17 protein-coding genes are annotated in these 20256 nt (G+C 57.0%); 12 read left to right on the forward strand and 5 right to left on the reverse strand.

Annotation, left to right across the window (positions count from 1 at the left end; all coding sequences use genetic code 11):
* Nucleotides 1-559 precede the first annotated feature (559 nt).
* Complete coding sequence (locus GEI7407_RS08490; RefSeq protein ID WP_015171734.1) at nt 560-1504, forward strand: alpha/beta hydrolase; 945 nt, start codon at nt 560-562, stop codon at nt 1502-1504.
* A 33-nt stretch (nt 1505-1537) separates the two neighbouring features.
* On the opposite strand, the gene gyrA is transcribed toward GEI7407_RS08490, so the two are convergent.
* The gene (gene gyrA, locus GEI7407_RS08495; RefSeq protein WP_015171735.1) at nt 1538-4039 is read right to left on the reverse strand and encodes a DNA gyrase subunit A; all 2502 of its coding nucleotides are present in this window, start codon (nt 4037-4039) and stop codon (nt 1538-1540) included.
* A gap of 817 nt (nt 4040-4856) precedes the next feature.
* On the opposite strand from gyrA, the gene GEI7407_RS08500 reads away from it, so the two are divergent.
* From GEI7407_RS08500 to GEI7407_RS08550, 11 genes are all read left to right on the forward strand, one after another.
* Complete coding sequence (locus GEI7407_RS08500; protein WP_015171736.1) at nt 4857-5255, forward strand: response regulator; 399 nt, start codon at nt 4857-4859, stop codon at nt 5253-5255.
* Between the two features lie 457 nt (nt 5256-5712).
* Complete coding sequence (gene speD / locus GEI7407_RS21925; protein WP_190274197.1) at nt 5713-6222, forward strand: adenosylmethionine decarboxylase; 510 nt, start codon at nt 5713-5715, stop codon at nt 6220-6222.
* Entirely contained in the window at nt 6186-7133 is a 948-nt protein-coding gene (locus GEI7407_RS08510) for a methyltransferase domain-containing protein (protein WP_015171738.1), read from the forward strand. Before speD ends, GEI7407_RS08510 begins: the two co-directional genes overlap by 37 nt.
* 279 nt (nt 7134-7412) lie before the next feature.
* Nucleotides 7413-8141 (forward strand): Bax inhibitor-1 family protein, encoded by a 729-nt coding sequence (locus GEI7407_RS08515; RefSeq protein ID WP_015171739.1) that lies wholly within the window; start codon nt 7413-7415, stop codon nt 8139-8141.
* A gap of 240 nt (nt 8142-8381) precedes the next feature.
* A protein-coding gene (gene prfB, locus GEI7407_RS08520; RefSeq protein WP_150109745.1) for a peptide chain release factor 2 occupies nt 8382-9504 on the forward strand; the annotation gives its coding sequence in 2 pieces (ribosomal slippage) (nt 8382-8453 and nt 8455-9504; 1122 coding nt in all).
* Nucleotides 9505-9649: 145 nt separating this feature from the next.
* The gene (locus tag GEI7407_RS08525) at nt 9650-9847 is read left to right on the forward strand and encodes a DUF3285 domain-containing protein (protein WP_015171740.1); all 198 of its coding nucleotides are present in this window, start codon (nt 9650-9652) and stop codon (nt 9845-9847) included.
* 30 nt (nt 9848-9877) lie between these two features.
* The gene (gene ybeY, locus GEI7407_RS08530) at nt 9878-10420 is read left to right on the forward strand and encodes an rRNA maturation RNase YbeY (RefSeq protein WP_015171741.1); all 543 of its coding nucleotides are present in this window, start codon (nt 9878-9880) and stop codon (nt 10418-10420) included.
* 119 nt (nt 10421-10539) lie between these two features.
* Entirely contained in the window at nt 10540-10998 is a 459-nt protein-coding gene (locus tag GEI7407_RS08535; RefSeq protein WP_015171742.1) for a diacylglycerol kinase family protein, read from the forward strand.
* Nucleotides 10999-11264: 266 nt separating this feature from the next.
* Nucleotides 11265-11867: an aminodeoxychorismate/anthranilate synthase component II gene (locus GEI7407_RS08540; RefSeq protein WP_015171743.1), complete on the forward strand. Its 603-nt coding sequence runs from the start codon at nt 11265-11267 to the stop codon at nt 11865-11867.
* Between the two features lie 472 nt (nt 11868-12339).
* Nucleotides 12340-14820, forward strand: a complete 2481-nt coding sequence (gene ppsA, locus GEI7407_RS08545; protein ID WP_015171744.1) for a phosphoenolpyruvate synthase — start codon at nt 12340-12342, stop codon at nt 14818-14820.
* Between the two features lie 118 nt (nt 14821-14938).
* Nucleotides 14939-15604, forward strand: coding sequence for a 4Fe-4S single cluster domain-containing protein (locus GEI7407_RS08550; protein ID WP_015171745.1), 666 nt, complete (start codon nt 14939-14941; stop codon nt 15602-15604).
* On the opposite strand, the gene GEI7407_RS08555 is transcribed toward GEI7407_RS08550, so the two are convergent.
* From GEI7407_RS08555 to GEI7407_RS08570, 4 genes are all read right to left on the reverse strand, one after another.
* Complete coding sequence (locus tag GEI7407_RS08555) at nt 15590-16126, reverse strand: hypothetical protein (protein WP_150109746.1); 537 nt, start codon at nt 16124-16126, stop codon at nt 15590-15592. The two genes, GEI7407_RS08550 and GEI7407_RS08555, sit on opposite strands and share 15 nt — an antisense overlap.
* Nucleotides 16127-16304: 178 nt before the next feature.
* A complete protein-coding gene (locus tag GEI7407_RS08560; RefSeq protein WP_015171747.1) occupies nt 16305-16844 on the reverse strand; it encodes a YkgJ family cysteine cluster protein in 540 nt (179 codons plus the stop codon).
* A 118-nt stretch (nt 16845-16962) separates the two neighbouring features.
* Complete coding sequence (locus tag GEI7407_RS08565) at nt 16963-18792, reverse strand: ShlB/FhaC/HecB family hemolysin secretion/activation protein (RefSeq protein WP_015171748.1); 1830 nt, start codon at nt 18790-18792, stop codon at nt 16963-16965.
* 78 nt (nt 18793-18870) lie between these two features.
* On the reverse strand, nt 18871-20253 hold the full coding sequence (locus tag GEI7407_RS08570; RefSeq protein WP_015171749.1) for an AAA-like domain-containing protein: 1383 nt from the start codon (nt 20251-20253) through the stop codon (nt 18871-18873).
* Between the last annotated feature and the right edge of the window lie 3 nt (nt 20254-20256).

The following is a 20256-nucleotide window of genomic DNA, read 5'->3' on the forward strand; positions in this document are numbered from 1 at the left end:
ATAAATTCGCTGTCTTGGACGGTGAGGTTAATGTTGCGCAGGACACTGACGCCGTGGCGCGGAGCCTGGCTGTTGTCCTGGGCGCCCAGACCGGGTTCGAGAAGCGGAACGCCGGGAGCGCTGGACTCTGGGCTTCCTTCGCCCCGCCGAGCCGAGAAGCTTTTGTAAACGTTTTCCAGAACGACCTGTGCCACGGTGGTAAATATTCGCTACAGAGAAGAGATGCTGAGGATGCTCAGTTAGATGATCAGGCTAGGCCTCAATTTTCTGCTGGATTGAGAGGGCGTCCAATGCGCAGCCTGCTCTTGGACACCTTACCGGCGATCGCCGGTGCTGTACAGCAGAAATTGCCGAGTGGTGAAAGGTTGGGTGGGAGACGCAAATCCCCCACCCGTTGCTAGCTGCGTAAGTCCTATCTTTGACTGTCAAGGGTGTAGTTACAAGGCCTAGTCCTGACTTTGTTGCGAAAAGCCCGATCGATCGCAGCGCTAGACCACTCTCCCTGAGCGCGTCCCTGTGTATATCCAATGAGAATGTCCAAAGGGATTGATCAAAGTCTATGTATGTCGTAACGAACCGAAATTTGCAGCCCGATGAGTCGCCGGAGCGTCGATTTGGGGAGCACTTCAATGAACGGGGACCCAATGAACTGCGCTTGGCAGAGGCGCGCAAAGTGGGCGCTTCGTGGCAGGTCGAGATTTTGCCGGATCAAATAGAGGTCGAGGGCGAACTGATGTTTGCCAGCGAGTACGCCTTTTTGCAGGGGCAGGCGCGAATGCGGGAGCAAAAGCGCAACTGCCTCTTTTTTGTGCATGGCTTTAATACCGATTTTCAGGGGGCTCTCGAGGCTGGGCTGCGGCTCGAAACGCTTTATGGCGTGGAGGTGCTGCTGTTTACGTGGCCTTCGGATGGGGGCGGGCTGGGGACGTTTGGCTATCGCAGCGATCGCCGGGATGCAGCGCTGTCGGTCAATGCCCTCGATCGCTGTTTTGAAAAGCTGGTGTCCTATCTGCGCAAGCATGCTGACAAAGCGTGCGATCAGTGCTTTAACTTGGCGGTCTACAGCATGGGCTGCTATTTGTTTAAGCGGCTGATGGAGTCGACGATCTACCAGGGCGAGACGCTGCTGTTTGACAATATTGTGCTGCTGGCGGCGGATGTGAACAATGAGGCTCACGCGGCGTGGGTGAATCGGGTGCAATATCGCAATCGCCTTTACATCACCATCAATGAGGACGATGTAGCGCTGGCTGCCTCTCGCCTAAAGACGGGCGAAGATCAAAAAGCGCGACTCGGCCACTGGGTTCAGAACCTGGATGCGACCAACGCGGTGTATCTGGATTTCACGGATGCTGATCGGGTGAGCCGGTCCCATGCCTATTTTGAGGATGGCGCGGTGCAAAATCCGGTGGTCAAGCGTGTTTTTACGGATGTCTTTAATGGCCGTCGGGCGGAGCTAGGGCTGACCTACAATCTCCGCACCGGGGCCTACAAGATCTCCTAAAACCACTAAAACCACGTTGCTTAGGCAGATCGGCTAGGGGCTGGGGGCGATCGCCCCCAGCCAGACAATTCGCTCGTCCCGCTTGGTCTGGATCACGCGATCGCCGGTCTCTGCTTTGTTGCCGACGGGGATAGTGTCGACGGGCAAGCGCAGCAGGCGATCGCCGCTGGTCAGCGCCATCAGCACTGGCCCCTCCGTGGCGCTGATGATGCTGGCCAGGGTATCGGTTTTGCTCTCAAACTGCAGCGCCGGCATGCCAATGTCTCCGCGATTGCCCAGGCGGAGGGTCTCGATGGGCAGCCGTTTGCTGTAGCCCCGCTCAGTCATCAGTATCACCTTGCTCCCTGCGGGCACCGCCACACAGCCCACGATGCGCTCCTGGCGACGCAGACGCGCGCCAGGGGCACCCTGGGCTGTGCGGCCCATGATGGGGAGCTGCTCGTCGTCGATGGGGAAGCGCAGCATGCGTCCGCCGGAGGTGGCCAGCACCATCTGTAGGCCCGCCTGGGCCACGATGGCGTAGGCGAGCTCGTCGCCGTCTTTGAGCTTGAGGGCGGTGAGACCCCGACTGGTGAGGCGGCTCAAGTCGCTCAGGGGCAGCCGCTTGATCCGGCCCTGGGCGGTCAGCATGATCAAGTAGCGATCGCTCAGGTCGTCGGGCAGCACGATTTGGCTGACAATGGCGTCTGGGTCGCCCTGGAGCGCCTCGTGGAGCGCGATCACCGGCGTTCCCTTGGAGCGACGGGTGGTGGGTGGAATATCTCCCACGTCTAGGGTGTAGGCCTTGCCGCCGCGGGTGAGCACCAGCAGTTCTTGGTTGCTGCGGGCCTGGACCGTCTGCACGGTGAAATCGTCGGTGCTGTCGAGCTCCTGGATGGCGCCCGCCTCAGCTTCGCTGCGCTGCTGTCGCTGAAAGGCTTTGGGCGATCGCCGCTGGACGTAGCCGCGATGGGTAAACTCCAGGACCATCTCCTCTTCGGCGATCGCCTCCTCCACGATCTCCGCCAGCATCTCCGCTTCTGCCGCTAGCTCCTCCGGGTGGGGAATGCGGGTGCGTCGCGGATCGCCAAACTTGCGCTTGAGCGCCCGCAACTCTTTTTTGAGCGCCTTGAGCAGCTCACGGCGATCGCTCAGAAGCCCTTGCAGCTCTTGGATTGTTTGGCCCAGCGTCTCCGCTTCCCGCCGCAGATTTTGCTGCTCTAGGCCCGTCAGCCGGCGCAGCGGCATCGCCAAAATCGCATCCGACTGGCGATCGCTCAGGCCCAGCTCTGCCTGAAGCTGATGGCGAGCCGTCGTACCATCAGGCGCCCGTCGCAAAATGTCGATCACCCGGTCAAGATTGTCCAAGGCCGCCAACAGGCCCTCGACCAGATGGGCGCGGCTCTCCGCCTCCTCCAGCTCGTGGCTGTACTGGCGCACCAGCGTCTCTTCCCGGAAATTGAGAAAATGCTGCAACATCTCCCGCAGCGAGAGCTGCCGGGGCTGCCCGTCCACCAGCGCCAGCAAGATCACCCCAAAATTCGACTGTAGCGGCGTCAGCTTGTAGAGCTGGTTAAGAACCAGTTGCGGATTGGCCTCGCGCTTGAGCTCGATGACCACCCGCATTCCGTCGCGATCGCTCTCATCGCGAATATCCGAAATGCCCTCCAGGCGTCCCTGATTCACCAAGTCCGCCATCTTCTCGATCCAGCCCGCCTTATTGACCTGGAACGGCAGCTCCGTCACCACGATCGCCGGTCGGCGATGGCGCCCGCGGCCCAGCTGAATCTCCTCAAACGACGCCACCCCCCGCACCGGAATGCTGCCCCGACCCGTGCGATAGGCCTCCTGGACCCCCGATCGGTCAATGATCTCTCCCCCCGTCGGGAAATCTGGCCCTGGAATCAGCTCAAACAGCTTGTCATCGGATAGCTCTGGGCGATCGATCAGGGCAATCAACCCGTCGATCACCTCCCCGGCATTGTGAGGCGGAATATTGGTCGCCATGCCCACCGCAATGCCCGACGAGCCATTGAGCAGCAAAAAAGGCAGCTGGGCTGGCAGCACCACCGGCTCTTGCTGGGAGTTATCGAAGTTGCCGATAAACTCCACGATCGCCTCGCTAATCCCCCCCAAGAGCGCCTCGTGGCCGATCGTCGCCAGGCGAGTTTCCGTGTAGCGCATCGCCGCCGGCGGGTCATTGTCCACCGAGCCAAAGTTGCCGTGGCCCGCCAGCACCGGGTAGCGGCTCGAAAAGTCCTGGACCATCCGCACCAGAGCGTCATAAACGGCCTGATCACCGTGGGGATGGTACTTACCCAAAACATCGCCCACCACCCGGGCACACTTGCGGTAGGGGCGATCGGGGGTGAGACCCAGCTCATGCATGGCGTACACAATTCGCCGATGAACGGGTTTCATGCCGTCTCGCACGTCAGGCAGCGCCCGCCCGACGATCACGCTCATGGCATATTCAAGGTAGGACTGCTGCATCTCTGTGTGCAGCGCGGTTGGAATGACCTGTCCTTCACCCAAAAGATTAAGCTGATCTGCCATGCGTTCTGTTCCCTAGCTGTGTCTGATTGCGACCGAATGGTCTGATATCCAAGAGCAATAAGGTTTAGCTTGACACTCCCACGGCCAAAGCGCGCAGGATTTTCCCTCCAGCGATCTAGCGTACCGACCAACCCCATCTCTCGACCAGGTCGAGGCTCTGTCTTGAGAAGCGTTGTGGCCATTGGGTTGCCAGCTCTTAGAGAAGCTTTGGGCAGCAACGCGGTCTTACAAGACGGTCAAGCCAGCTCTGAGAGTGTGTCAGACCCTTGCGGTCAAGAGGAGATCTGGGCTGTGTGAATGGCGGGGATCGCTGCTAGCGGCCTTGCTATCCTCCTTGTCAAAGTACTCCAGCCACTGCCGAATTTGGTACCACCCTGCGTGATGAATCGCCCTTTCGGACGGGTGGTTCTGTCTGGGATCTGGAAAATAGTACTTATATTCTATAAAGCTAGCATGCTTAGTATTCGGTCGCTCTGGCCTTTTGGGCGGTGTGAGAGTACCTGCCGACAGATGAGATCGAGGATCAGGGACTGCTTTGAGCCCGTGCGCCCCAAAAGCGCTCCCCAGGCCCCTGCTGAACAGGACTGGAAACAAGGGAGTGGCGCTCAATCAAGCCCTGATCGCGGCTCAGCACCGCTGAAAATGTCAGAAAGAATCTTGAGGGAAGGCTTGCTGGTGGGATGAAAGCCCGTGGCCTCTGGCTTGAGAAACTGGTCTAGGGTGAGGGTGCTCGTTGGGCGGAAAAATCTTATTGTGGGATGGGGTTCCCGAGACTGCGGGCAACGACTTTAGGATACTGAGCTCAAAGGAAATGACTATGAAGACCGTTTTGATCGTGGAAGATGACTTGGTGAATGCTCGCGTCTTCTCGAAGATTCTCACGAAGCGAGGCGGTTTGTCGGTTCGCCACACAGAAAATGTGGAAGAGGTGATGGAGATCGCCCAGGCAGGTGGGGCGGACATTATTTTGATGGATGTGTCGCTGTCGCGCAGCATGTATCAGGGGCGCCCAGTCGACGGCATCAAGATCACCCAGATGCTGAAGTCGGATGAGAAGACGGCTCAGCTGCCGATTATTTTGGTGACGGCCCACGCGATGCAGGGCGATCGCGAGCATTTCTTGCAGCAGAGCGGGGCTGATGGCTATATCTCCAAGCCAGTGGTGGATCACCAGGCGTTTGTGGAGCAGATTTTGGCGCTGCTGCCCCAGGACTAGGGAAAAAATTATCTTTTCTGTTTGATAGAAGGTTTAACGATGCTTCCTCGGGTTTCAAATCGGGGTTGAGGACGGGATGCGCCTGTTTGCGGTTAGGCGTGAGGGCGCTTGGGGCGATCGCGCCCTGGGATTTTGAGAGCCGCGATTCCATCCATCGATCGCTTGCGACCTTTTAGCCCCAACCCATCAATCCTTCGAGACCCGAGGGTATGAGTTTCTAGCTAAAAATACAAAAATTTTTACGGCGAATTTTGGCGATCGTGAACATAGGCTGAAATGCCCGAAAGTTAAGCATTTCGGTCTTCTTGAAGAGGCAGCCTGTACATTGGTCCTTCCACACTGAGAAAGGATTGGCCCGATATCAGGACTAGTCCCATTTCTTTGGTCTCTATTTTGTGTTATGAACTATCTCTGTTTTGTGTTTTGCACTATCTGGCCAATTAGGGGATAGATGGAAATGTTGAATTTACTATCTGGCCAATTGGGGGATAGGTCACTAGCTCCAGTTGGAATACACTGCATCCTTGAGCTGTATGACTGTCCATCCAACTTGCTAAACGACGTTGAGTTTATCAAAGACTCTCTGCGTCGGGCCGCCGAAGAAGCAGGAGCCACCCTTTTGGGAGAACTGGCGCACCAGTTCGACCCACAAGGCGTTACGGCCCTTGCGCTGCTCGCTGAATCTCACATCTCCATGCATACATGGCCTGAAAATGGCTATGCAGCAGTGGATGTGTTCACCTGTGGTCATCATACAGACCCAGAAATTGCCTGTCGGTTTCTCGTCCAAGCGTTCCAAGCAGGGCAGCACGGCTACTGCAAACTGCCCCGACGGACGCCGAGGCCGGCACTTGAAGTCCGAGGTGCCCAGCTTCCGGTAGATGGAGCTGTGCGAAATGCCCACAGAACGACGCTTGAGGAGGCGGCATCATGTCAGGAACCGAAGTACGTGCAGATTTCTGGATAAGCGAGTACAGCACGCCTTGGGATATCTATGCCCACGGGATTACCGGGGTTCTAGCTCATTGCAAAACACCTTATCAGGAGATGTACATTGTTGAGACGGGAGCCTATGGCAAGGCTCTGGTGCTCGATGGCAAGTGGCAGTCCTGTACTGGAGATGAGTTTCTCTACCATGAGGCGCTTGTACACCCTGCGATGATCTATCACCAGGCTCCCCGCCGCATTTTGATTTTGGGTGGGGGTGAAGGGGCGACCATTCGAGAAGCCCTGCGCTGGAAGACGGTCGAGAGGGTCGTCATGGTGGACATTGACGGTGATGTTGTCAAGGCTTGCCAGCAGCATTTGCCGGAGATGCACCAGGGTGCGTTTGATGATCCTCGGGTGGAGCTGGTGATCGGGGATGCCTTGGACTATCTTGATAAGTCCACGGAGCAGTGGGATATTGTCTTCTCTGACTTGTCTGATCCCATTGAGTCTGGTCCGTCGTTCCAGCTCTTTACGCGGGAGTATTTCGAGAAGATCCGCCGGGTTCTTTCGCCTGAGGGCATCTTTGTGCTGCAGGCGGGATCGGTGACGCCGGTGGACTATACGCTGTACGCGCGGCTGGCCCAGACGACTCAGGCGGTGTTTGAGCATACTCACCACTACCTGACCTATGTGCCGAGCTATCCGGCACCCTGGGGATTTGTGCTGGGGTCGGCGCGGCCGCTCTCTGGTCAGGTCGATCCGGCGGAGGTGGATCAACTGCTGGCGGAGAAGACGACGGGGGGCTTCCGTCTGCTGGACGGGACGGCTCTCCTGGGGATGCTCCAGGCACCTAAGTATGTGCGGGATGCGATCGCCGCTGAAACGGAGGTCTACACGCTGGCAGAACCGCCGAAGTTCTTCGGTAAGGGTGTGGCCGCTGCCCTCTAGGGGGACAAAGGCGATCGCCCTCACAGCTTCTGTGAGATCTTCGTGAGAACAGAGAGAAGCGCTCAGGCGCAGTGGAAGGGACGGGGATGCTCGTCCCTTTTATTTTTGGAATTTGTCGGAGACGGAACTTGAGAGAGAGGGGCGATCGCCCCTCTCTCTCAGGCAAATCTGGTAAACCTGGCAAAACTAGCGACGTGGGCGACAATGAAAGGGTGAGAAACGCTTTTGAGAGAGCGTTTTTGCATTTTCGTTGATGTTTCGCTAGTCAAGGATTTGGCCATGAGTAACACCAGCAACTTCCGGGCAGCCATTCGAGAGGCGCGCAATCAGTCTCTGATTGGCCCTAATGTGATTGCCAAGGCGTTGCCTTTTGTTGGCGGTGGTTTGGTGCTGACAGCCGCAGGTGCTTTTGGCGGCCTCCAAGTCATCCGCAACAACCCTGATCTCTTCATGCCGACGTTCTTCGGGGCGCTGGTGCTGGAGCTGATTTTGTTCTTTGTGGCGCGCAACGTAGCCGAGAAGGCCAACAACGGTATGGCGCTGCCCCTGCTGGCGACCTACAGCTTGCTGTCGGGCTATACCCTGAGCGGCCTGCTGTTTGTGGCCCTAGGGACTGCTGGGGTCGGCATTCAGGGCGTTGGCATTGCGGCGCTGGGCTGCGGGGCCGCCTTTATCTTTGGCCGCCAAGTGGGCTCCAATTTGTCGGACCAAGATGGTCTGGCGCTGGCCAAAACCGTGCAGATGGGCATCATTGCGCTGCTGGTTGCGATGGTTGGCCAGATTTTGTTCACCGTCTTTGGGGGCTACAACCCTACCTGGCTGGAGATCGCGATCTCTGGGGTGGGAGTGTTCTTGTTTACGGGCGCTGCGGTGGTTGATTTTTATGTGCTGCCCCGGGCTTACCGCGATGAGCAGTACCTGTCGGCGGCGCTGTCGATGTACCTCACCTATATCAACCTGTTCATTTTCATTTTGCGGCTGCTGATTGCTATCAACGGCCGAGACTAGGCTGATTGGGGGCGATCGCCTCTCAATGAGATCGCCTCTCAATTAGACAGTCTCGAAAAGGCGTGGGCGAAGGCTCACGCCTTTTGGCGATCGGGGGCTCTAAGCGTCTTGGAGGAGGTTGGGAGCAGGCGGCAAAAACTGACCAGCGGCGATCGCCTAGCCCTTAAGATGGACGTAAGCGCTTTGCCCACGGCAAAGCCTGATCACGACTCGAATTCAACTATTTAAGCGATCGCACCCATGGATTTGACCGACCTTAAACGCGAGATTGATCTGCTCTCTGGCCGCCTGGGTAAAACCCAGGACTATCTTTGACCTGCCGGCCCTGACCGCCCGGATTCAAGATCTAGAGCAGATCGCCGCTCAGCCTGAGTTTTGGGATGACCAAACCAGCGCTCAGAAAACCCTCCAGGAACTCAACGACCTCAAGTCCAGCTTGCAGCAGCTAGAAACCTGGCAAGCCAGCCTCGAGGATGCCAAAGCGGTGGTGGAGCTAGTAGAGCTCGAAGAAGATGAGGCGCTGCGCATCGAAGCGGGAGAAAGCCTGACCCAGCTCAGCCGAGACCTGGATCAGTGGGAACTCCAGCAGCTCCTCTCGGGCCCCTACGACAAGAGCGGCGCTGTGCTGACCATCAATGCGGGGGCTGGCGGCACCGACGCCCAGGACTGGGCCGAAATGCTCCTGCGCATGTACACCCGCTGGGGAGAAGCCCACGGCTACAAGGTCCACTTGACCGAACTCTCGGAGGGAGACGAAGCAGGCATCAAGTCCGCCACCCTGGAGATCGACGGGCGCTATGCCTACGGCTATCTCAAGGTCGAGAAAGGAACTCACCGCCTCGTGCGCATCTCGCCCTTCAACGCCAACGGCAAACGTCAGACCAGCTTTGCGGGGGTGGAGGTGATGCCGGTGCTTGACCACGGGGTGACCCTGGATATCCCCGACAAAGATCTGGAGATCACGACGTCGCGAGCAGGCGGCAAAGGCGGCCAGAACGTCAACAAGGTGGAGACGGCAGTCCGCATAGTCCACCTGCCGACGGGGATCGCGGTGCGCTGTACCCAGGAGCGATCGCAGCTGCAAAACAAAGAAAAAGCCATGGCCATCTTGAAGGCCAAGCTGCTGATCATTGCCCAAGAGCAGCGGGCCAAGGAAATCGCCGATATTCGGGGCGATATGGTCGAGGCGGCCTGGGGCAACCAGATTCGCAACTACGTGTTCCACCCCTATCAGCTCGTGAAGGATCTGCGGACGAATCTGGAAACGACGGCGATCGAGGACGTGATGAATGGTGAACTAGATCCGTTTATTCAATCGTGCCTGCGCCAGGAAAATCAAATGCTGGAAACCGCTACGGTGTAGGCAGGCTCTGGTTTTGCGACTGTGGCGATCGCCCCGAGATGATCGATCCGCGATCGCCACAGTTTCAACCGCCCATCAAATTGTTAAGATGTGTTAAGTAGCTCCATCTTTGGAACTGCCCCATCGTTGTTCATCCTGTTTGGCCATGTCTGACTCCGCGCCCCAAGTCACCGACGACACCCCCCAAGCCGATCCCGCAGCTCCCGCAGAGCCCCCTGCCAGCTACACCAAGCTCGCCATGCGGAATATGGTCCGCAAGAAAGGCACGTCTCTCAAGCACTTCTTTCTGACGGTGACCGGCCTTTTGGGGCTGCTCGTAGGGCTCGCTTACCTGACCCGCTAAGGCCAAACTGTCTTTACCCCATCCATTCCTATGCTGGTTGCCAAACGCGAAGAATACGTGTCCGTCGAAGTTTTTATTGAAGATCACTACGAGGCTGCGGAGGAGAGCGGAGGCGCGATCGCCCCAGAAACTTGGCAGACCTGGTTTACGGCTTGGTGCCAGGGCTTGCCGGAGGATATGTCGCCGGAACGCTCCTATGAGCTGAGTCTGCGCCTGACCACTGACGCAGAGGTGCAGACCCTCAACGCCCAGTATCGTCAAAAAGACCAGCCGACGGATGTCCTGTCCTTCGCGGCGCTGGAGGTCGACTACCCGACCGTGTCAGAAATGCCGGAGGATGAGCCGGTGTATCTCGGAGACATCGTGATCTCTGTGGACACCGCCCGCCGCCAAGCCCAGCAGCAAAACCACTCTCTGGAGACTGAGCTGGCCTGGCTGGCCAGTCACGGGCTGCTGCATCTCCTCGGATGGGACCATCCAGACGATGACAGCCTGATCGAAATGCTGGCTCAGCAGGAAAATTTGCTGAAAACTATTGGTTTTAGCGTTGGGGATCGAGTAGAGTCAACCTGAGGTTTGAAATCGGCTGCTGAACTTTTGGGCCGGTTTTACGATCTGTATTCTTAGGCAGTCGCTGCTTTTGTGCCGTGCTGTCGCGCCTTGCTGATCCCCTCTTCTCTAGTTTCCTGGCTATGGCACAAGAAGTTCCGACCCAGACCCAACATTCTTCTACTCCCCCGCTCAAAACCGGGCGATCGAACCGGGAGTTGTCTTGGCGGGTTGCCGTAAATCTTTTCGTGAGCTTCAAGTACGCCTGGGCTGGGATGAGCTACGCGTTTCAGACCCAGCGAAATTTTCGGATCCACACGGTGATTGGTTGTGTGGTGGTGGGCCTGAGCCTGGCGTTACAGCTACCGCCGGTTGAGGTGGCGGTGCTGGGCTTGACGGTGGCGGCGGTGCTGGCGATGGAGCTGATCAACACGGCTCTGGAGTCAGTGGTGGACCTGACGGTGAAGCAGACCTATCATGAACTGGCCCGCATTGCAAAGGACTGTGCGGCAGGAGCGGTGCTTGTGTCTGCCCTAGCGGCGCTGCTGGTCGGGCTGGCGCTGCTGGTGCCCCCGATTTTGGTCCGTCTGGGACTTGGATAGCTTATTTCCGACGACCCTACCGAAGTATATAGATCTGCGTTTGAATTGCAGGGTTTTGCACGATACAGCCTGACCTGGTTTTTGGGGGCGATCGCTGGAGTTTTCGGCGAACCCTTGGCAGGATGGGACTCTGGCATCATAGATCTAGGGGCTGGTGTCTCGAGCTGAGGCGTCGGCTTGCTGCCGTTAGGAGGCTGGGGTGCCAGCGAGCGATCGCCCTCCCAACGTGCAACCTTGTGCAACCTTTTGATTGGTGGAGAAAGGCCTTGATTCTGGTCATCGACAACTACGACAGTTTTACGTACAACTTGGTGCAGTATCTCGGTGAGCTGGGAGCGGAGCTGCCGGTTGCCGCCGAGATCCAGGTCTATCGCAACGACACCATTTCCCTTGACCAAATCCGCGCCCTCAAGCCCGACGGCATCGTCATCTCTCCGGGGCCCGGCCGCCCAGAGGATGCGGGCATTTCCCTGGACCTGATCCGGGATCTGGGGCCGACTATGCCGATCTTGGGGGTGTGTCTGGGTCACCAGAGCATCGGTCAGGTATTTGGGGGAAATGTGGTATCGGCACCAGAGCTGATGCACGGCAAGACCTCGCCGGTGCACCACACGGGGGTGGGCGTCTTTGAGGGGCTAGAAAATCCGGTCACGGCAACGCGCTACCACAGTTTGGTAATTGATCGCGACACCTGCCCGCCAGTTTTGGAAATCACGGCGTGGATTGAGGACGGCACGATCATGGGGATTCGTCACCGGGATTATCCCCACATTGAAGGGGTGCAGTTTCACCCAGAGAGTGTCTTGACCCAGTCAGGGAAGCAGCTCCTGCGCAATTTCCTGGCGCGTTTGCAGCCGGTGGCCGCCTAGGCGCGGGCCTGCTCTGGCCTAGATGGGCATTGCTCAATCAAAACTCTGTTGAAGGCGATCGCCTCTGAGGTCCTCAGAGGCGATCGCTTTTTGTTGGGTCGGGGGATCGATCCCAAGGCTTAGCGCAACCAAAAAATTAGGGTTTGGCGATCGCCCCTATTTTTCAGAGGCGGCGGACAGAGGAAGCCAAGCTGAAAAACTATGAAAAAAAAAGTCATTAATTGCGATTTTTATCAATCAGAATCAATGATTTTTTGACGATATTTTGATGAGAAATTAATGATAAAACACTTAAAAAGTTGTTTATGTCCTGTTTGTATGTTTCCCACACATTTCTTTAGGCTCCCTCTATCCCTTGGCAGATTATGATGTTCTTGGAGACAAAAATAGGTGAGTTCAAAGATAAGGAACTAAAACAACAAAAGAGTTCCAAATCTACACCAGGTTCCTCACTCTATTGGTGAAAAGCCTTATGGTTAGCACACCATCTGCAGGCTCTCAAAGCTCTGTCGTTTCTAAGGATCGAGCCTTTACGCTGTGGTTTGATGAAGTTGGAATTGCTGATATTCCTCTAGTAGGTGGCAAGAACGCTTCCTTAGGAGAAATGATTCAGCAGTTAATGCCAAAAGGCGTTAGTGTTCCCAATGGCTTCGCAACGACGGCCTACGCCTATCGATATTTCATTCAACAAGCAGGTCTTGAAATTCAGCTGCGAGAACTTTTCTCGGATTTGAATGTTGAAGATGTTCAAAACTTGCGAGAGCGCGGTAAGCGAGCGCGATCGCTAATTCTCAATACGCCTTTCCCAACCGACCTCCAAGAGTCGATCGCGGTGTCCTATCGCAAACTGTGCGATCGCTACGGACCCGATACAGACGTAGCCGTCCGCTCTAGCGCGACCGCCGAAGACCTGCCCGACGCCAGCTTTGCAGGGCAGCAGGAAACCTACCTCAACATCCACGGTGAAAGCGCCGTCCTCGAAGCCTGCCACAAGTGCTTCGCCTCCATCTTTACCGATCGCGCCATTTCCTACCGCCAAATCAAGGGCTTTGACCACTTCGAAATCGCCCTCTCCGTTGGCGTTCAGAAAATGGTCCGCTCGGATCTGGCCTCCTCTGGCGTCATGTTCTCCATTGACACAGAGACCGGCTTCAAAAACGCGGCCCTCGTGACCGCGGCCTACGGCCTCGGCGAAAACGTGGTGCAGGGGGCCGTCAACCCAGACGAGTATTTTGTCTTCAAGCCGACCCTAAAAGACGGTTTCCGGCCCATCCTAGAGAAGCGCCTCGGCACCAAAGAGCTCAAGATGGTCTATGACCTGGGCGGCTCCAAGTCGACCAAGAACGTATCGGTTGATGAACGCGATCGCGCTCAGTTCTGCATCACCGATGACGAAATTCTGCTGCTGGCTCGCTGGGCCTGCCAGATCGAGGATCACTACTCCGAAGTCCGCGGGATCTACACCCCCATGGACATCGAGTGGGCCAAGGACGGCATCACCGGCGAGATGTTTATCGTTCAGGCTCGCCCCGAAACGGTCCAATCCCAGAAGGCTTCCAACGTTCTGCGCAGCTACCACCTGCAAGAGCGCAGCGAGGTCCTGGTGACCGGGCGCAGCGTTGGGGAAGCCATCGGCCAGGGCAAGGCCCGCGTCATCCTGGATGTCCACAAGATCGACCAGTTCCAGGCGGGCGAGGTCTTGGTGACCAACAAGACGGACCCTGACTGGGAACCGATCATGAAGAAGGCCAGCGCCATCGTCACCAACCAGGGCGGGCGCACCTGCCACGCGGCCATCATCGCCCGGGAGATGGGCATTCCGGCCATCGTCGGCTGTGGCGACGCAACGTCTGTTCTCGAAAACGGCCAAGAAATCACGGTTTCCTGCTCCGAGGGAGAAGAGGGCCGAGTATACGCCGGTCTGCTGCCCTTTGAGGTGCGCGAGGTTGCCCTTGAGAACCTGCCGCGGACCCGTACCCAGATCATGATGAATGTCGGCAATCCCCAAGAAGCCTTTGGGCTGTCCGCTATTCCCAATGACGGGGTCGGCCTGGCGCGGCTTGAGTTCATCATTGCCAACCACATTCAGGTGCACCCCCTGGCTCTGCTGCACTTCGATCACCTTGAGGACGAAGCAGTCAAGGCGAAGATTGCCAAGCTGACGGCGCTCTATGACGATAAGCCAGCCTACTTTATCGATAAGCTGGCCTACGGTATGGGCACCATTGCCGCGGCTTTCTATCCCAATCCGGTGATCGTGCGCCTGTCGGACTTCAAGAGCAACGAGTATGCAAACTTGCTGGGAGGCCGCCAGTTTGAGCCGAAGGAAGAAAACCCGATGATCGGCTGGCGGGGGGCGTCTCGCTACTACGACGAGCGCTACCGGGATGCTTTTGCCTTTGAGTGCAAGGCGCTCAAGCGGGTGCGCAATGAGATGGGCCTGCGCAACGTGATCCCGATGATTCCCTTCTGCCGGACTCCGGATGAGGGTCGCCGGGTTTTGGCGGAGATGGCCAAGTACGGCCTGGAGCGGGGCAAGGATGGCTTGCAGGTCTACGTGATGTGCGAGCTGCCCAGTAACGTCATCTACGCCGATGAGTTTAGCGAGGTCTTTGATGGCTTCTCCATTGGCTCGAATGACTTGACGCAGCTGACCCTGGGCCTCGATCGCGACTCAGCGCTGGTGGCGCACATCTTTGATGAGCGCAATGAGGCGGTGAAGCGGATGGTGGCGATCGCCATTCGCTCAGCCAAGAAGTACGGTCGTAAGATCGGCATCTGTGGCCAGGCTCCCAGCGACTATCCAGAGTTTGCTCGCTTCTTGGTGGAGCTTGGCATCGACTCGATGAGTCTCAACCCAGACACCGTGGTGAAGACCACGCTGGACATCGCCAAGGTGGAGACCGCTGGCAATGCCATGGACACCATCATGGACATCGCCCAAGCTCGCTAAAAGTTGGTGTTGCTAACGCCAGCCCGATGCCCAAGGGCTGGCTCTCCGTCCCCACGATGCGCCATCGCGGGGACTTTCTCTACTACTGCTGTAAACCTCCCACGGAAAACTAACCAGAATGACTTCTACCCACGATCGCAACCAAGCCTACTTGCAACTGCTAGAGATTCCGCCGGGGTATCTCAACATCATGGGATACGTGGATGAATCGTCAGTCAATGGTCCCGGCTGTCGGGCTGTTGTCTGGGTGCAGGGATGTCTGCGCGAGTGCAAGGGCTGCTTTAATCCGGAGTCGTGGTCTTTTGATATTAACCATCTCATTTCCGTGGAGCGCCTAGCGGAGCGCGTGCTGGCCAATCCTCGCAATCAGGGAATAACCTTCTCCGGAGGAGAGCCGTTTTGGCAGGCTCCGGCTCTGGCAGCTCTAGCTCGCCTGCTCAAGGCTCAGGGCCTGACGGTGATGGCCTTCACGGGGTTTACCCTAGAGCACCTGCGATCGGACTATGCGCCGGCTGGGGCTCAAGATCTCCTCGATCAGCTAGATATCTTGATTGATGGTCCCTACGTGGAGTCCCTCGCGATCCATTCTCCCAACTCGCCAGTTTCATCCAGTAACCAGCGCGTGCATGTCTTCAATCCTGCTTTGGCGGATCAGATCTCGTGGGCGAGCGATCAGATTGAAATTCATATCTTGCGCGATGGCAGTCGCATTGTGACGGGCTATCGAGGCACGCTGGAGATGTCAGAGTATGCCGATGGCGGAAATACTTTAGAGAGTTGGTAGCAGGGGCGCGAGACTCTGGAGAAGAATCACCAGACCGATACTGGCGATCGCCCAGCTGAAGAGATCAATGAATTTGCCTTGAGCCTGTCGCCTGCTGCAAGCCACTTGGAGATTGTGGCCAATTTGGTGGATGCCTGCCAACAGAACCCAGTTGACGGCAACCAGAAGATACAGCACTAGAAAAAGAAAGATACGGGCGATTCCAGGAATTGGTAGCGGTAAAAAAAGAGAGATAAAGCCAAAAGAGAGAAATAAAATCAAGCCGCCCCGCAAAGCATCGGAGAGAGAAGGCGTGATCCGAGCTAGGAGATCTTTTTGCGTGATCTCTCGAAGCACTGTGAAGATAATCGAGGCGATCGAGAGATAGGGTAGCAGGAAAAGATAGATGGCAGCCCCAAGCTCGACGGGGCCTCCCTCAAAGTTGCCTTGCCCGCTGGGATCGGCCATGGTGACCAGAAATTTGACAAAGAGATCGGCCAGGGAATTATCAGGCAGCGAGCCGTCCTGGCGAGTGCTGAACATGAGTAGAAAAAGCAAGAACCCGAAAAGAAAAAAGCCCAAACCGGCGCCGATACAGCTAGCTTTTAATAGGTTGGTGAGATATCGAATGAGAAAATTGACAACGATAAGCTGCGATCGCTGAAGCATGAAGAGGAAGTGGCTACAAAGCCCACAGGCTTGAGAGCGACTTCACTCTAGCTCAGGCTGGGCGAGGTCTCATAGTGCTGCTCAAATAGTGCTGCTCAAAGGGAATAGGAGCGCTGCTGATCTGGGCGACTTCTTGGCGGAGGGTTTCGGCGTTGCCCCAAATAATCACCTCATCGGGGCGATCGCGAATTTCCTGCTCGATTTGATGACAGTACTGGTCGTGATCGCGAGCCACAAAGAAGCCGTAGGTGCGGCAGGGAATCGGGCGAGAGGCGTAGATCCGGCAGGCTCCCTCGGCTTCATTGAGGTAGGGGCAGACGACGGCGTTGCCCACGGCGTCGGCGGCAATTTGGGCCAGGAGTTCCTGGATCCGCTGCTCAACGACAGCGCGCTCAGCCTCGGGGAGAGCAGCCACCGCTGCATCGACGCGGTCCCATTCGGCCTGGCTGATCTCAGGGGGATGGGCGAGGTGGCGGCAGCAGTGATCGCAGCCGCGCTGACAGGGCCACCAATCCCGCTCTGCGCGAATGGTTTGGACTCTAGATTCGATGCGATCGTCGAGGTCTTGCAGGTGCTGCTGCGGGTCGCTCATGGGGTTGGGCCGAGATGATTGCTCCTATTGATTTTAGGCTGATGCTGAGCCATTAATTGGCCGAAGAGATAACCCGCGATCGCTCGAAAAAGCAAGCTAGAGAGGTAGAGATTATCTGCTAGAAAAGGCTGTAAAAGATAGAAAAATAGAGTCCCTTTTCTTGCAAAGTGCGGTTGTTTTCATGGGTCGATCGCAGGGGAATTCCCCAGTCGACGCGAGCATTCAGGCGATCGCCCATTTGCCAGCGTAGTCCCAGACCTACCGAAGCCAGAGTGCTAGGGCTGAGCACAGAGTCACTGTCTCGGTTCCACGCCGTGCCAAAGTCCACGAAAGGCGTCAGCTGCAAGACGCTGTCCCATCGCCGAACGCGCGCGATCGGAAGACGCATCTCCGCAGATACCAGTGCTCCGCTGTCCGCCAGCACCAAATCTTGGCGATAGCCGCGCACGCTCCCGTGTCCTCCCAGCCCAAACTGCTCCAGGGGCACCAGCGGTCGGTCGGCTAGCTGGAACTCCCCGCGCAGCAGCAGCAACGTATCCGGCGCCAGGAGCCTGACCCACTGTCCCTGGCCCTGCCACGACCAAAAGCGGCTGTCGGGGCCTTGCTCATTGAGAGTGGCATCCAAAATACCAAGGCCCATGTTGAGCTGAGAGCGTGCCGCCAGAACCTGGCGATCGCTCCTGCGCGTCCATTCTTGGGAAAATCTCAGCGCTGAAACCTGGGTGCGTCCCTGCTCATCTGCGCCCCGGGCCGGAAATGGAATCTCTCCCCCCAGCAGGGAGGACTGGCTCTGGCGATGGCTGGCGCTGAGGCTGAGCGCAAATTCTTCTTGAGGCGTTTCCACCAGCGGCTGGCGCAGCGTCAGTTCGTAGTAGCGCGAGCTTGCGTTGATATCTAGCTGATCAAAGAGGCCCTGGATCACCTGGCTGCTAGAAGTGCCGTAGGCAAAATTAAGGGTGCCATTGCGCGCATTGAGAGGCAATGTATAGGCGATATCTAAAGTGTTGCTGCCATCGGTGTTGGTGTAGGCAGTGCTGAGACGATCTCCCAGCCCCAAAAGATTGGCTTCGCTGAGCTGAATCTGACGACTAAATGTCCCCACACTGGGCGATCGCTGGTTGTCTAGGGCAAGTTCGGTCCTGAACGTATTGGCCTCTTGGACGCGGACCGTCAACAGATTTTGGCCTGTTCTGGTGCCAGTCGATAGCTCAGCAGAGAGCGTCTCGATCAGGGGATTGAGCTGTAAGAGTTGTAAGCCTTCTAGAAGGCGATCGCGCTGAAGAGGAGGTCGAGCGGCGATCGCCAGCCGCTTGCGAAGATAGTCAGGCCGCAGACGCCGGGTGCCCGTCACCACAATCTCTTCTAGGCTCCCCTCCACGACCTGAATGATTACCCGGCCATCCTGCAAGGTCTGCGGTGGAATATAGGCGCCGGAAGTAATATATCCCCGGTCGATATAGAGCTGGGTGATCGCCGAGCGAGCCTGAAAAAGCTCTGGCAAAGAGATTGACCGCTGCGTGAAAGGCTGGGTTACCGCCGCTAGCTCCTCCGCGCTGAAGACGGTACTGCCCACCACCTCAAATCCCTGCACAATGATCGTTGTAGGCACCTCACTCTCGGGCTGCTCCACGGCCTCTGGGTCGGGCTGTGGGTCACGCGGACGCAAGAGCTCGTCTAGACTGGGCAACGCGGGAGCGGGGAGGGCCTCTGGCCCTGGAAAGCGCTGGGAGGGAGGCTCCAGGATATCGGGGGGCGGAGCAGCAGGCACCTGGCTCAGGAGAGGTTGCAGCATCAGCGCTGGCTGGTCAGGGATAGCCTGGGCCGCTGGAGCGCTCACGCTGCCCAGCAGCCCCAGCCAGAGAAGACTCCGGTAGTGCACCTGCCAGCCTGCTGCAGGAAGACCAGACGAAGCCGCTGACCGAGGCTGAGTGCTGAGATTGCGATCCATGTTTTCTGAAAGATGGGTGAAATCGTGCGCCTGAATATCCCTCAAAACTCAGCTGGGAGCTTCGCGATCGCCAAGCTGCTAGCTCCAACTAGAAACAGAGTCGATCGCGGGTATCGGCTGCGCCTGGAAATATTGTCGATACAGCTCGCACCGAATCTTGGTCTCACGCCCGCTCCCTGGGTCAATGAGGCCCATGCTGGTGAGCTGGTGAGCAATGCCCGCCTCTAGAGAAATGGGCTCCTGTGTCTGCAAAAGACGGTAAAAAGCTCTTGCCAGATTGGGCTGCTGTTGCAGCGTGATCCAGTGCCGCTGCAAATGATGGTGATAAATGCCTGTCGGTGTGAGAGCTGTATCTAGCAATTCGCTGAGAGTTTGCCTGCGCTGAGCAAGGTGATAGATCGCCGTGTGAATGAGCGCTGGGTGATTGCCTGCGATCGCCATTAGTTCCTGGGCAGACGTATCTCTTTCCCAGTCCAAGCCATAGCGCTGGGCAAGCTGCTGGACCTGCTTTGGGGTGAATCCTGCGAGCTGGACTGCTAGTCCCACATTGAAGGGCGATTGATTGATCTGAAGAGGGACATAGACTTCGGTCGAGTGAGCAACGATCAAGCGTAGATTTCGCCAGGCCGGAATTCGCTTGCCCTCCTCATACCAAGAGCGCAGCAGCGGCAGGAAATCCTGAGCGACCTGGGGATATTCAAAAATCCGATTCAATTCGTCGATCGCAACGATGAGGGGACTCTGAAGCTGCTCTAGGAGGTGCTGCCGCAGATAGAGACTACAGCTTACCTTGCTGCCGATGTCCTCATCCCAGTAGTCATCCAGCCTGGGATCTCGCTCTAGTTGGCGAGTGATGCTGGCGCAGAGACTGCGCAAAAATCGATTGAGGTTTCCACAAATTGCCAGATCTATTTGCTCTAAATTGAGATAAACCGTTAAGTATCCCTGCTGCCTAAAAAATTCTAAGGTTCTCAAAATGAGAGAGGTTTTCCCCATTTCCTTAGGAGCTTTAATGCGCACCAAGGCCCCCGGTTTACCTAGCTCTGCATATATCTGCGTCTCGGTGGGCGGACGCTCGATATAAAAAGGTGAACCAGCCGCGATCGCACCACTCGGAAAACTAGGAGAAATTTCTCCACTTAGCTGCTGCGCAGAGAGTGCAGGGTTTGGAGATACTGGCCCTACTAAAGGAACCTGACTAGAGGCGTAGGCCTCGAGAAGAATGCGACAGTTTTTCTTGGTCACTCGTCTGCCCACGAGGTCCGAAAGCTTGTGTAAAAGCTCGGGAGCAACGACATTGGTTAGATAGCCGGCGCTGTAGCCAATTTCTTCAGCAGTTTGAATATAGGTCTGCTGCTGCCAGATTCCCTTGAGCAGCAGCGTTTCAACAGAATTTAGAGGTCGGCCTCGCTGGAGGGCTAGGGTTTGGTTTAGATTTTCTAGGAGAATATCAACGTTCATGAG

This window comes from Geitlerinema sp. PCC 7407 (assembly GCF_000317045.1).
In the GTDB taxonomy this organism is placed as follows: domain Bacteria; phylum Cyanobacteriota; class Cyanobacteriia; order PCC-7407; family PCC-7407; genus PCC-7407.